This is a genomic window from Streptococcus constellatus subsp. constellatus, from assembly GCF_023167545.1.
In the GTDB taxonomy this organism is placed as follows: Bacteria; Bacillota; Bacilli; order Lactobacillales; family Streptococcaceae; genus Streptococcus; species Streptococcus constellatus.
Genome location: NZ_AP014647.1, coordinates 1,522,100 through 1,535,927, shown reverse-complemented (window position 1 = coordinate 1,535,927; position 13,828 = coordinate 1,522,100). Strand labels below are relative to the sequence as shown.

Genomic DNA, 13,828 nt, shown 5'->3' with positions numbered 1-13,828 from the left:
CTTAAGTCTGATTTTTAGCACTCTTGTAAAAAGAGTGCTAATTTTTTGAGTTTTTGTCTTGACTTTGGTGTGGAAGAGTGTATAATAGAATCATGAGTTAGCACTCGAGTCGGTTGAGTGCTAATTGAGATTGGAATCTTGATTGGAGGTGATGCCGTGGTCACGGAGCGTCAAAATGAGATTTTGAATTTGATTATTGATATCTTTACCAAGACCCACGAGCCAGTCGGATCCAAAGCGCTACAAGAGTCAATCAAATCAAGCAGTGCGACGATTCGTAATGATATGGCTATTCTTGAAAAACAAGGCCTTTTAGAAAAAGCACACACATCAAGTGGCCGTAAGCCTAGTGTTGCAGGTTTTCAATACTTTGTCAAACATTCACTTTCCTTTGATCGTCTTGCTGAAAATGAACTCTATGAAGTGATAAAGGCATTTGATCGTGAATTCTTCAAGTTAGAGGATGTTCTTCAACAGGCAGCAGATGTTCTTTCAATGTTGAGCGGATGTACAGTGGCAGCACTTGATGTAGAGCCAAGTCAACAACGCTTGACTGCTTTTGACATCGTGATTCTCAGCCAACATACAGCTTTAGCAGTTTTCACTTTAGATGAGTCCAATACGATTACCAGCCAGTTCGTGATCCCCCGTAATTTCCTACGAGGTGATTTGGTTCAGCTGAAAGAATTGATTCAAGATCGTTTTTTAGGACAAACAGTTCTTGATATTCACTATAAAATCCGAACAGAGATTCCTCAGATTATCCAGCGTTATTTTACAACGACCGACAATGTTCTGGATCTTTTCGAGCATATCTTTAGTGATATTTTCAAAGAAAATGTCATTGTGTCTGGGAAGGTAAGATTATTAGATTTTGCAGATTTAGAGAGTTATCAGTTCTTTGATCAGCCCCAAAAAGTAGCTTTTGAGCTTCGAGATAGTTTAGCTGAAGATCAGATGCAAAGTGTGCGCGTGGCAGACAGCAGAGAAAGCTGTTTGGCTGATTTGACTCTAATTTCCAGCAAATTCCTCATTCCTTATCGAGGTTTTGGGGTGCTGGCAGTTGTTGGTCCGGTTAATCTTGATTACCAACGGCTGGTTAGCCAGATGAATGTTGTCAACCGTGTGCTGACCATGAAATTGACTGATTTTTATCGATATCTGAGTAGTAATCACTATGAAGTCCATTAATTATAGTATAAATATTCCTAAAAAGGAGGTGCCTTGTGGCAAAACATAAACAAGAAGAACATCCAGAAGATGTAGAAGTAAAAGAGGAAGCTGTAGAAACAACTGAGCAGGTTGAATCAGTAAGTCCTGAAAAAACAGAATTAGAACTAGCTAATGAGCGGGCAGAAGATTTTGAAAACAAATATCTCCGTGCTCATGCAGAAATGCAGAACATCCAGCGCCGAGCAAATGAAGAACGCCAGCAGCTGCAAAGATACCGCAGTCAAGACCTGGCAAAAGCTATCTTGCCTTCGTTGGACAATTTAGAGCGAGCCCTGGCTGTCGAAGGGTTGACGGATGATGTCAAAAAAGGCTTAGAGATGGTGCAGGAAAGCTTAATTCACGCTCTGAAGGAAGAGGGAATTGAAGAAATCGCAGCTGACGGAGCATTTGACCATAACTATCACATGGCCATCCAAACAGTTCCAGCTGACGACGAGCACCCAGCAGATACCATCGCACAGGTCTTCCAAAAAGGCTACAAACTTCACGATCGTATTCTTCGACCAGCAATGGTGGTTGTTTATAATTAGGCGGTAAGTCAGAAATCTGTGATTTCGTTGACGCAGCCCCGCAAGGGTGATTAGGCTGGTCACGAGCGTTTGCGAAGTGAACTGCCAATCAGCTACTGCGTAAAGCTTGTCCGAAACGACAATAAACTATGAAGGAAGAAAACATTCGTTTAGCTTTGCTTCTGATGAGCGAAGCGAACCAAAGACGATACTCTTTGTCGTGGCGCTACTTACGCAAACTTTGAGACTTTAGGCTCAAAGTTTAGTCAAAGAGATTGACGAAGTCAAGCTCTGACGGCGTCGCCACCTAAGAAGAGTATCAAAAAGAAAATTAAAGTAAAAATAGGAAATAAGAAAGGATTTGAACCCGAACGAAATGCTCGGAAAATAGATAAACCGCCTGGCATTCATCGAATGCTTCGTTGGTTCCCTAATTTTCAGTCGCATTGTCGGCGTTCTTGGTATCATTATTATGTCTAAAATTATCGGTATTGACTTAGGTACAACAAACTCAGCAGTTGCAGTTCTTGAAGGAACTGAAAGCAAAATCATCGCAAACCCAGAAGGAAACCGCACAACTCCGTCTGTAGTGTCATTCAAAAATGGTGAAATCATTGTTGGTGATGCAGCAAAACGCCAAGCAGTTACAAACCCAGATACTGTTATCTCTATCAAATCTAAGATGGGAACTTCTGAAAAAGTTTCTGCTAACGGTAAAGAATACACTCCACAAGAAATCTCAGCTATGATCCTTCAATACTTGAAAGGTTATGCTGAAGACTACCTTGGTGAAAAAGTAACGAAGGCTGTTATCACAGTTCCAGCCTACTTTAACGATGCCCAACGTCAAGCAACAAAAGACGCTGGTAAAATCGCTGGTCTTGAAGTAGAACGTATTGTTAACGAACCAACAGCAGCAGCTCTTGCTTATGGTTTGGACAAGACTGACAAAGAAGAAAAAGTCTTGGTATTCGACCTTGGTGGTGGTACATTCGACGTGTCTATCCTTGAACTCGGTGACGGTGTCTTTGATGTATTGGCAACTGCAGGGGACAACAAACTCGGTGGTGACGACTTTGACCAAAAGATTATCGACTACTTGGTAGCAGAATTCAAGAAAGAAAATGGTATCGACTTGTCAGCTGACAAGATGGCTGTTCAACGTTTGAAAGATGCAGCTGAAAAAGCTAAGAAAGACCTTTCAGGTGTGACTTCAACACAAATCAGCTTGCCATTTATCACTGCGGGTGCTGCTGGACCTCTTCACTTGGAAATGACCTTGACTCGTGCTAAATTTGATGATTTAACACGTGATCTTGTAGAACGTACAAAAGGTCCTGTTCGTCGTGCTCTATCTGACGCTGGACTTTCTCTGTCAGAAATCGATGAAGTTATCCTAGTTGGTGGATCAACTCGTATCCCTGCCGTTGTGGAAGCTGTTAAGGCTGAAACTGGTAAAGAACCAAACAAATCAGTTAACCCTGATGAAGTAGTTGCCATGGGTGCTGCTATCCAAGGTGGTGTTATTACTGGTGATGTCAAAGACGTTGTCCTTCTTGACGTAACTCCATTGTCACTTGGTATCGAAACAATGGGTGGCGTCTTCACAAAACTTATCGATCGCAACACTACTATTCCAACTTCTAAATCACAAGTCTTTTCAACTGCAGCAGATAACCAACCAGCCGTTGATATCCATGTTCTTCAAGGTGAACGCCCAATGGCAGCAGATAACAAGACTCTTGGACGTTTCCAATTGACTGATATCCCAGCTGCACCTCGTGGAATTCCTCAAATCGAAGTGACATTTGACATTGACAAGAACGGTATTGTATCTGTTAAGGCTAAAGACCTTGGAACTCAAAAAGAACAAACAATTGTCATCCAATCTAACTCAGGTTTGACTGATGAAGAAATCGACCGTATGATGAAAGATGCAGAAGCAAATGCTGAAGCAGATAAGAAACGTAAAGAAGAAGTAGACCTTCGTAACGAAGTAGACCAAGCTATCTTTGCAACTGAAAAGACTATCAAGGAAACTGAAGGCAAAGGCTTCGACGCAGAACGTGATGCTGCCCAAGCTGCCCTTGATGACCTTAAGAAAGCTCAAGAAGACAACAACTTGGACGAAATGAAAGCAAAACTCGAAGCTTTGAACGAAAAAGCTCAAGGACTTGCTGTTAAACTCTACGAACAAGCCGCAGCAGCTCAACAAGCTCAAGCAGGAGCAGAAGGCGCACAAGCAACAGGAAACGCAGGCGATGACGTCGTAGACGGAGAGTTTACTGAAAAATAAGATGCAAAGCCCGTTAAAACCTCACAGTGAAAATAGGAAATCTGATGCAGAAACTTTAGTTTCTAGAAAGATTTATCTTTTTCACCAAGAGGTTAGGGCGTGCTCGATTCAGCATTACTAGTTTGATTTTTAAAACTCGAACGTCGTAATGATAGGAAGAAATCCAGAGGTTGTAAGCCAGCCTCTGTTTTTCGGTAAGAAAGAAATTGGAATGGAAACTTCCGGTTCTTTCTTATACTAAGTTAGAAAGGAACTGAACCCGACCTAAATTCTCAGAAAAAAGAGAAATCAGCCTAGGAGCATCGCTCCGTCGCCTGATTTCCTATTTTTCAGTCGAATTTTACGGTCTTGGTATCTTAAATGAACAATACAGAATATTATGACCGTCTAGGCGTCTCCAAGAATGCTTCTCAAGACGAGATCAAGAGAGCCTATCGGAAATTATCTAAAAAGTATCATCCAGACATCAATAAAGAACCAGGTGCTGAAGAAAAATATAAAGAAGTCCAAGAGGCTTATGAAACCTTGAGCGATGAGCAAAAACGGGCAGCCTATGATCAATATGGTACCGCAGGTGCTAATGCCGGCTTCGGCGGTGGAACTGGCGGTTTCGGTGGCTTTGATGGTTCTAGCTTTGGTGGCTTTGAAGATATTTTCTCTAGCTTCTTTGGTGGAGGCGGTGCAAGTCGCAATCCAAACGCACCTCGTCAAGGGGATGACCTTCAATATCGGGTCAACCTGAAGTTTGAAGAAGCCATTTTTGGTACAGATAAAGAAATTAAATATCATCGTGAGGCCACCTGCCATACTTGTCATGGTTCGGGTGCGAAACCAGGAACTAGTCCAGTCACTTGTAGTCGCTGTCACGGAGCAGGAGTGATTAATGTTGATACGCAAACTCCTCTTGGTATGATGCGTCGCCAAGTAACTTGTGATGTCTGTCATGGGCGAGGGCAAGAAATTAAAGAACCTTGCCAAACCTGTCACGGAACAGGGCATGAAAAACAAGCTCATAGTGTCCATGTAAAAATCCCAGCAGGTGTTGAAACTGGTCAGCAGGTTCGTCTGTCTGGTCAAGGTGAAGCAGGGTTTAATGGCGGTCCTTATGGTGACCTTTATGTCGTGGTCCAAGTTGAGCCGAGCGATAAGTTTGAGCGAGACGGATCTACCATTTACTACAAGCTCAATCTCAACTTTGTCCAAGCAGCTTTAGGTGACAGTGTGGATATTCCAACTGTTCACGGGGATGTGGAGCTGAATATCCCAGAAGGAACACAGACTGGCAAACGTTTCCGTCTGCGTGGCAAAGGAGCTCCGAGCTTGCGTGGCGGAAGCATGGGTGACCAGTATGTCACAGTTAATGTTGTAACACCGACAGGACTTAACGACAAACAAAAAGCAGCGTTGAAAGAGTTCGCAGAAGCTGGTGATATTAAAGTCAATCCAAAGAAAAAGGGCTTCTTTGATAAAATGAAAGATGCCTTTGAGCAATAAGAAAAGAGCAGTTTGACGCTGCTCTTTTATATTATAAGGATAAAATTGTGTGTTTTTCATCTTTGGTGATGACGCGCTTGATACCAGTTGGTTGTGTGGAAACAAGTTTTGCTAGAAAATTTGGGTAGGCTTGATACTCATCCATTCGATCTAGTGGAATCCATTCAACTGTTTCGGCAGCAGAAAAGCTTGGGAACTGCTGGCCTTTTGACTTCATCAAGTAATAAAAGGAAATTTCATGGCAATTCAGACCGGCTAATTTGCCAGAACTTTGTTGGAAAAAATTTTCGTGAATGAACAGCAATCGATCGATTTCGTAGTCCTGTCCAGTTTCTTCCTTAATTTCTCGAAGAACAGCTTCTTCTGAAGTTTCTCCTAGCTGAACAGCTCCACCTAAAGGATAAAAATAATCCTCGTTTGGATTGGTCATAAAAGCAAGCGCGCCTTCTTCAATAATGACGGCAGCAGCTTTGTAACGAAATCGAGATTTCTTTTCGCAAAAAGTAATATCAGTCATTTATCTTTCCTCCGTATTCTAGTGTAGCATATTTTTAATGAAAATCTGTCCCCGGACAGTTGTGTTTTTAGTTTCTTGTTTTCCAATTTATTTCTTGTTACAATAAACACATGACACGATATAAAGCGATTATTTCTTACGATGGTCATGACTTTGCTGGTTTTCAGCGGCAACCTCATGCTCGCAGCGTTCAAGAAGAGATTGAAAAGACTTTAACTAAAATCAATAGAGGAAAGCCTGTCATCGTTCATGGAGCTGGACGCACAGACAGTGGCGTTCATGCTTTGGGGCAGGTAATTCATTTTAATTTACCACAAAAAAGGGATGAAGAAAAACTACGTTTCGCACTTGATACGCAGACACCAGAAGACATTGATTTTATTAGCGTAGAAGAGGTGAATGAAGATTTTCATTCAAGATATTGTAAACACAGCAAGACCTATGAATTTATAGTGGATATCGGGCGTCCTAAAAATCCTATGATGCGCCATTATGCAACCCATTACCCTTATCCGCTTGATTTGAGTTTGATTGAAGAAGCTATTGAAAAGTTAGAAGGAACTCATGATTTTACAGGTTTTACAGCTTCAGGGACTAGTGTGGAAAATAAAGTTCGGACGATTACAAAAGCATACTTAGATTTTGATGAGAAGCGCAACTTTCTGATTTTTACTTTCTCTGGCAATGGCTTCTTGTATAAGCAAATTCGCAATATGGTCGGTACTTTATTGAAAATTGGAAATAAACGAATGCCAGTTGAGCAAATTGATAGAATTTTAACAGAGAAAAATCGTCATTTGGCTGGACCAACAGCAGCACCAAACGGACTTTATCTAAAGGAGATACGATATGAAGAATAATCTTATTCTGGCAATTTCAGGGAATGATATCTTTAGTGGTGGCGGATTGCACGCTGATTTAGCTACTTATACAGTCAATCAACTGCATGGTTTTGTGGCAGTGACTTGCCTGACAGCCATGACAGAGCAAGGTTTTGAAGTCATTCCTGTTGATTCTACTGTTTTTTCTCAGCAGCTTCATTCTCTCAAGAATGTGCCTTTCTCAGCCATCAAACTAGGACTCTTACCAAATGTTGAAATAGCAGATTTGGCCTTGGATTTTGTGAAAGCTCATGCAGGCATTCCTGTCGTATTAGATCCTGTCTTGGTTTGCAAGGAAACTCATGATGTCGAGGTCTCAGCACTTCGAGAGGAACTGATTAAATTTTTCCCTTATGCAAGTATTATCACGCCTAATTTACCAGAAGCCGAACTATTGGCTCAAAAAGAGTTGCGAACGGTGGAAGACGTAAAAGAAGCGGCTAGAATTTTCCATTTCTTAGGTGCTAAATCCGTTGTTATCAAAGGAGGGAATCGTCTAGATTCTCAAAAAGCAGTTGATGTTTTTTATAATGGAGAGCAGTTTCAATTTCTGGAATCACCTGTTTTAGACAACAATAACACGGGCGCTGGCTGTACCTTTGCTTCTAGCATTGCCAGTCAGTTAGTGTTAGGAAAATCAATTGTTGAAGCAGTTCAAATTTCAAAAAAATTTGTTTACCAAGCTATCCAACATTCAGATCAATATGGGGTTGTTCAATATGAAAAAAAATCAGACATATAAACTTGTCCTTTTGTCCATGATTGCTGCGTTGACAGTTGTTTTGGGCTACTATTTAAAAATTCCAACACCAACGGGGATTTTAACGTTCCTTGATGCAGGTATTTTCTTTACCGCCTTTTATTTTGGCAGAAAAGAAGGAGCCATCGTCGGTGGTTTAGCTGGGTTTCTCATTGATTTGCTTTCGGGTTATCCACAGTGGATGTTCTTTAGCTTGATTTTTCATAGTTTACAAGGATATTTTGCAGGTTTTAAAGGAAAAAGTCGTTATCTCGGTTTGGTGTTAGCTACGCTTGTTATGGTAGGAGGTTATGCTGTTGCTTCCACTATCATGCATGGTTGGGGAGCGGCTTTTCCAGAAATATTTCCTAACTTTTGCCAAAATACCTTAGGGATAATTGTCGGATCTATTTTGAATAAACTGTTGACAGATGTTTTGAAAAAGTTAAACAAATAAGGGCGGTGTCCTCTTGGGCTTTTAAAAGCTCTATTTGTAAATATATTCAGAAGTATTTATGACAAAATGAAACGAAGTAAAATGATGAATTTACAAGAATTGAAAAAACAAACTCAAACCATTTTAGCAGATGTTTTAGAGAAATCAGCACTATCTTCCGGTGATATTTTTGTACTGGGCTTGTCTTCCAGTGAGGTGATTGGAGGGCATATTGGAAAAAATTCCAGTCAAGAAGTGGGAGAAGTTGTTGTCAAAACTATGTTGGATATGTTGTCACTTCGCGGAATTTACTTGGCAGTTCAGGGATGTGAACATGTCAATCGTGCTTTGGTCGTGGAGAAAGAATTGGCGCAGAAACAAAATCTGGAAATTGTCAATGTGTTGCCAACTCTTCATGCTGGTGGAAGTGGTCAATTAGCAGCTTTTAAATATATGAACAACCCAGTTGAAGTGGAATTTATTACGGCTCAAGCAGGGATGGATATCGGAGATACAGCAATTGGTATGCATATTAAGCACGTCCAAATTCCAGTACGACCAATTTTGAGAGAACTCGGAGAAGCGCATGTGACTGCGCTTGCCAGTCGTCCAAAGCTAATCGGTGGAGCGCGAGCTGCTTACCAAAAAGATAAAATTCGAAAAGCATAAAGAGCAAAATCAGCAAATGGACGGAAAAATCGTTAAATTTTTCATTAGAAAATTTGTGAAATAACGTGTATTTATGGTATAATTGATTGTATTCAATAAATTTTAAGGAGAAATGACAGAATGTCTGTATCATTTGAAAGCAAAGAAACAAATCGCGGAGTTTTGACATTTACAATTAGTCAAGAACAAATCAAGCCAGAATTGGATCGTGTATTTAACTCAGTTAAGAAAAATCTGAATGTACCAGGTTTCCGTAAAGGTCATCTTCCTCGTCCAGTGTTTAATCAAAGATTTGGTGAAGAAGCTCTTTACCAAGATACATTAAATGCTCTTCTCCCAGCTGCTTATGAAGCTGCTGTTAAAGAAGCAGAGATCGAAGTTGTTGCTCAACCACAATTTGATGTGGCGTCTATGGAAAAAGGTCAAGATTGGACCATTACTGCGGAAGTGGTTACAAAACCCGAAGTAAAATTAGGTGAGTATAAAAACTTAGAAGTATCTGTTGATGTCTCTAAAGAAGTATCTGATGCAGATGTAGATGCAAAAGTTGAACGCGAACGCAATAATTTAGCAGAACTTGTATTGAAAGAAGATAAGGCTGCTAATGGTGATACAGTTGTGATTGATTTTGTTGGAACAGTTGACGGCGTTGAATTTGATGGTGGTAAAGGAGATAACTTCTCACTTGAACTTGGAAGCGGTCAATTCATTCCAGGTTTTGAAGACCAATTAGTTGGACATGCTGCTGGTGAAACAGTAGAAGTAAACGTGACATTCCCAGAAGACTATCAAGCAACAGATCTTGCAGGTAAAGATGCTAAATTTGTGACTACGATTCATGAAGTCAAAGAAAAAGAAGTTCCAGAAGTAGATGACGAACTTGCCAAAGACATTGATGAAGGTGTTGAAACACTGGATGAATTAAAAGAAAAATACCGCAAAGAATTGGCTGAATCAAAAGAAATTGCGTTTGATGATGCAGTTGAATCTGCGGCACTTGACCTTGCAGTAGAAAATGCAGAAATCGTTGAATTGCCAGAAGAAATGGTTCACGAAGAAGTTCATCGCTCTGTAAATGAATTTCTTGGGAACATGCAACGTCAAGGTATTTCACCAGACATGTACTTCCAAATCACTGGTACAACTCAAGAAGATCTTCATAAACAACATGAAGCTGACGCTGAAAAACGTACTAAGACTAATCTTGTGATTGAAGCTGTTGCAAAAGCAGAAGGATTTGAAGCGAGCGATGAAGACATCGAAGCAGAAATTTCTTCACTTGCAACTGACTACAATATGGAAGTGGAGCGTGTTCGTCAACTTCTTTCAACAGATATGTTGAAACATGATATTGTTATTAAAAAAGCCGTTGAATTGATTACAAGTACTGCAAAAGTAAAATAATCTAATGATACATAAGGCAAATTCAGTCGGAGATTCGGCTGAATTGCCTTTTTGCTTCTTTTATATAAAAGTAGAAGTCATTTTGATGAAAAAGAGTGATTTTCTTGATTGGAAAATAAAATTCTTTTTGACGAAAGAAGATTTTTATCGTACAATAAAAAGTAGCGAAAATTCAACAAATTAATTTTTAAGAGCAAGTCTAAAAAAGCTCTTAAACCTTAAAAGGAGATCAATTTTGGAATTAGAAGTATTTGCTGGACAAGAAAAAAGTGAACTTTCTATGATTGAAGTGGCGCGTGCTATTTTAGAGACACGTGGTCGCAATCATGAAATGTATTTTAATGACCTTGTCAATGAAATTCAAAATTACCTTGAAAAATCAAATAGTGATATTCGTGAAGCCTTGCCGCTTTTTTATACAGAGTTAAATGTAGACGGCAGTTTCATTCCTCTAGGAGATAACAAATGGGGCTTGCGTTCATGGTATGCGATTGACGAGGTGGATGAGGAAATTATCGCCCTTGAAGATAACGATGAAGAAACTCCTAAGAAACGGAAGAAAAAACGTGTGAATGCCTTTATGGACGGAGATGAAAATGCCATTGATTACAATGACGATGATCCAGAAGATGAAGACTCATATGAAGCAGATCCTACCCTTAATTATGACGAGGATAATCCGGACGACGAAAAGAGTGAAGTAGAAGCGTATGATGCTGAAATCAATGAAATTGCACCTGATGATTTAGGTGAAGAAGTCGAACTCAATGAAGAGGATGAAGACTATTCAGATGATGAGGTGGATTCAGAGGATGAAGAATAGTTAAGTCCGCTAACGTTTGCTTCTGTTCTTATTTGACAAAAAATTTATTCTGCGATATTATAATATCGGGCACTTCTTTTAAGAAGTCAAAAGCTCCCTAGCTCTAGGGAGCTGTTTTTGTTTTTGCTATTAGAAGTGAACACGCCTGAAAACATCGAAAAAGCAAAGGTTGATTTATGAATAGTCGTTTCCCATTTTCGTGTGTTTTCTAAATGAGTTTTGTATCTTAGATAAGGAGAATGTATGGCAACAAAATATATTTTTGTTACAGGTGGTGTAGTTAGTTCGATCGGTAAAGGGATTGTGGCAGCAAGTCTTGGTCGTCTTTTGAAAAATCGTGGTCTTAAGGTAACCATTCAAAAGTTTGATCCATATATCAATATTGACCCAGGAACGATGAGCCCCTATCAACATGGGGAAGTATTTGTGACGGATGATGGTGCAGAAACTGACTTAGACCTCGGGCATTATGAACGCTTTATTGATATCAACTTAAATAAATATTCAAATGTGACAACGGGTAAGATTTATAGCGAAGTTCTTCGTAAAGAACGTAAAGGTGAGTACCTTGGAGCAACTGTTCAAGTCATTCCACACATTACAGATGCTCTAAAAGAAAAAATTAAACGCGCTGCAACGACAACAGACTCTGACGTGATTATCACAGAAGTAGGAGGAACTGTTGGAGATATTGAAAGTTTGCCATTCTTAGAAGCACTTCGTCAAATGAAGGCAGATGTTGGTGCAGATAATGTGATGTATATCCACACGACATTGCTTCCTTATCTGAAAGCTGCTGGGGAAATGAAAACGAAGCCCACTCAGCATTCTGTAAAAGAATTGCGTGGTCTTGGAATTCAACCGAACATGCTTGTTATTCGTACTGAAAAACCGGCTGGCCAAAATATTAAGAACAAATTGGCACAATTTTGTGATGTAGCACCAGAAGCAGTGATTGAGTCGCTAGATGTGGAACATTTGTATCAAATTCCGCTGAATTTGCAAGTACAAAACATGGACCAAATCGTTTGTGATCACTTGAAGTTGGACGTGCCAGAAGCAGATATGACAGATTGGTCTGCTATGGTTGATAAAGTCATGAACTTGAAGAAACAAGTAAAAATTGTGCTTGTTGGGAAATATGTGGAGTTGCCAGATGCGTATATCTCTGTTGTAGAAGCTCTCAAGCACTCTGGTTATGCCAATGATGCAGAAATCAAGCTGAATTGGGTCAATGCAAATGATGTCACAACTGAAAATGTCGCCGAGTTGCTGAATGATGCGGACGGGATTATTGTGCCGGGTGGATTTGGTCATCGTGGAACGGAAGGAAAGATTGCGACGATTCAATATGCTCGTGAAAATGATGTGCCAATGCTTGGAATTTGCCTCGGCATGCAGTTGACTTGTGTCGAATTTGCTCGCCATGTGCTAGGATTTAATGACGCTAATTCTTCAGAATTGAACCCTGATACGCAACATCCTGTTATTGATTTGATGCGTGATCAGATTGATGTGGAAGATATGGGAGGGACACTTCGCTTAGGACTTTATCCGTCTAAACTAAAACGTGGGTCCAAAGCAGCTGCAGCTTATGATAATCAAGAAGTTGTTCAGCGTCGCCACCGCCACCGTTACGAATTTAATAATGAATTCCGTCAACAATTTGAAGATGCCGGTTTTGTATTCTCGGGAGTTTCACCGGACAATCGCTTGGTGGAAATTGTTGAAATTCCAGAAAATAAATTCTTTGTGGCTTGTCAATACCACCCAGAATTATCTAGCCGTCCTAATCGCCCAGAAGGACTTTATACAGCTTTTGTTACAGCAGCAGTTGAAAATAGTGAAAATAAATAGAGCGAGACAGACTTTCATGACTGCAGTCATGAAAGTCTGCTTAGCATCATTCTTTCATAAGAGAATTTTATTGGTAGAATAAACTGGTACACTATTTTGAATGAGATTTATAATTTGATTATCATAAAAAGCAATAGTTTAAAGAAAATATAAGTCTTTTTGCAAGAGTATAAGACTCTAATCGTTAATCAATGAACTAAACTATTAACCGGAGGTGGATCATGATGAAGTTTATATTGAATGAAAGTCTCGCAATGCTTGGGATTAAAAATGTGGTTATTGGCATCGCTAAAAATGTAGATCCACATGCACCTTTACCTGCTTCATTTTTGAAAAAGCAAAAAGAGATGGAAAAGTGGGCATTGAATTGCGATATCGATGAGGTGTCTGATACTCCAGTCATTCAAGGCTACAAGGATTTGTTGCAAAGTGTCGGACGTAGTGTCAAGAAGAATCCTCCTACCGTTTTGGCGCTTATTCGGAATATTCGACATCGAGGATCCATCCCGAATATTAATAGTATTATTGATATTTATAATGTTGAATCTTTACATTCTTTATTAGCCATCGGTGGGCATGATTTGGATAAAATAGCGGGGCAAATTGAATTTACGGTTAGTCAAAAAGAAGATGTTTTTCTACCGATTTTATCTACGGAAAAACACGTTTCACAGACTGATTATGTTTATCGTGATCAAAAAGGAATTTTAGCATGGCTAGATGTTCGTGACGGAGAACACTATAAATTTGATGACGAGACAAAGAATGCTATTTTTATCATTCAAGGAAATGCTCATACATCTGTTGAAATGCGTTTAGAAGCACTGAAGCGCATTGAGAACGATTTAGCAGAATGTATGCCGAATCTGGAGTTTGAAACGTATGTCATTTGTTCAGAGAAAAAGACATAAAAACAGTGTATTCACTGATAGGATACGAGAAGTAAATCTGTTTTTTTGAAGGCATTTGG

13 protein-coding genes are annotated in these 13,828 nt (G+C 39.8%); 12 read left to right on the top strand and 1 reads right to left on the bottom strand.

Features of this window, described 5'->3' with window-relative positions; all coding sequences use genetic code 11:
- Nucleotides 1-156: 156 nt before the first annotated feature.
- The 4 genes from hrcA (at nucleotide 157) to dnaJ (ending at nucleotide 5,532) form a co-directional block, all read left to right on the top strand.
- Nucleotides 157-1,191, top strand: a complete 1,035-nt coding sequence (gene hrcA / locus SCSC_RS07540; RefSeq protein ID WP_006270270.1) for a heat-inducible transcriptional repressor HrcA — start codon at nucleotides 157-159, stop codon at nucleotides 1,189-1,191.
- Nucleotides 1,192-1,226: 35 nt separating this feature from the next.
- Nucleotides 1,227-1,763 carry a nucleotide exchange factor GrpE gene (grpE, locus tag SCSC_RS07535; protein WP_006270252.1) on the top strand — a complete coding sequence of 179 codons (537 nt, stop codon included), beginning with the start codon at nucleotides 1,227-1,229 and terminating at the stop codon, nucleotides 1,761-1,763.
- A gap of 451 nt (nucleotides 1,764-2,214) precedes the next feature.
- Nucleotides 2,215-4,038, top strand: a complete 1,824-nt coding sequence (gene dnaK, locus SCSC_RS07530) for a molecular chaperone DnaK (protein ID WP_006270313.1) — start codon at nucleotides 2,215-2,217, stop codon at nucleotides 4,036-4,038.
- Nucleotides 4,039-4,398: 360 nt separating this feature from the next.
- On the top strand, nucleotides 4,399-5,532 hold the full coding sequence (gene dnaJ / locus SCSC_RS07525) for a molecular chaperone DnaJ (RefSeq protein ID WP_006270223.1): 1,134 nt from the start codon (nucleotides 4,399-4,401) through the stop codon (nucleotides 5,530-5,532).
- Between the two features lie 31 nt (nucleotides 5,533-5,563).
- On the opposite strand, the gene SCSC_RS07520 is transcribed toward dnaJ, so the two are convergent.
- Nucleotides 5,564-6,049 (bottom strand): NUDIX hydrolase, encoded by a 486-nt coding sequence (locus tag SCSC_RS07520; RefSeq protein ID WP_006270224.1) that lies wholly within the window; start codon nucleotides 6,047-6,049, stop codon nucleotides 5,564-5,566.
- Between the two features lie 110 nt (nucleotides 6,050-6,159).
- Here SCSC_RS07520 and truA point away from each other — a divergent pair, with 110 nt between their 5' ends.
- The 8 genes from truA (at nucleotide 6,160) to SCSC_RS07480 (ending at nucleotide 13,769) form a co-directional block, all read left to right on the top strand.
- Nucleotides 6,160-6,909: a tRNA pseudouridine(38-40) synthase TruA gene (gene truA, locus SCSC_RS07515; RefSeq protein ID WP_003070588.1), complete on the top strand. Its 750-nt coding sequence runs from the start codon at nucleotides 6,160-6,162 to the stop codon at nucleotides 6,907-6,909.
- Nucleotides 6,899-7,672 (top strand): bifunctional hydroxymethylpyrimidine kinase/phosphomethylpyrimidine kinase, encoded by a 774-nt coding sequence (locus SCSC_RS07510; protein ID WP_003070587.1) that lies wholly within the window; start codon nucleotides 6,899-6,901, stop codon nucleotides 7,670-7,672. The genes truA and SCSC_RS07510 overlap by 11 nt, the downstream gene beginning before the upstream one ends.
- Nucleotides 7,650-8,126, top strand: a complete 477-nt coding sequence (locus SCSC_RS07505) for an ECF transporter S component (protein WP_006270221.1) — start codon at nucleotides 7,650-7,652, stop codon at nucleotides 8,124-8,126. The genes SCSC_RS07510 and SCSC_RS07505 overlap by 23 nt, the downstream gene beginning before the upstream one ends.
- An 84-nt stretch (nucleotides 8,127-8,210) precedes the next feature.
- The gene (locus tag SCSC_RS07500; protein ID WP_022524559.1) at nucleotides 8,211-8,774 is read left to right on the top strand and encodes a TIGR01440 family protein; all 564 of its coding nucleotides are present in this window, start codon (nucleotides 8,211-8,213) and stop codon (nucleotides 8,772-8,774) included.
- 120 nt (nucleotides 8,775-8,894) lie between these two features.
- On the top strand, nucleotides 8,895-10,178 hold the full coding sequence (gene tig / locus SCSC_RS07495) for a trigger factor (protein WP_006270234.1): 1,284 nt from the start codon (nucleotides 8,895-8,897) through the stop codon (nucleotides 10,176-10,178).
- A 235-nt stretch (nucleotides 10,179-10,413) separates the two neighbouring features.
- Nucleotides 10,414-11,001 carry a DNA-directed RNA polymerase subunit delta gene (gene rpoE, locus SCSC_RS07490; RefSeq protein WP_006270287.1) on the top strand — a complete coding sequence of 196 codons (588 nt, stop codon included), beginning with the start codon at nucleotides 10,414-10,416 and terminating at the stop codon, nucleotides 10,999-11,001.
- Nucleotides 11,002-11,244: 243 nt separating this feature from the next.
- Nucleotides 11,245-12,858, top strand: coding sequence for a CTP synthase (gene pyrG / locus SCSC_RS07485; RefSeq protein WP_006270281.1), 1,614 nt, complete (start codon nucleotides 11,245-11,247; stop codon nucleotides 12,856-12,858).
- Between the two features lie 221 nt (nucleotides 12,859-13,079).
- Complete coding sequence (locus SCSC_RS07480) at nucleotides 13,080-13,769, top strand: B3/B4 domain-containing protein (RefSeq protein ID WP_022524557.1); 690 nt, start codon at nucleotides 13,080-13,082, stop codon at nucleotides 13,767-13,769.
- Nucleotides 13,770-13,828: the final 59 nt, after the last annotated feature.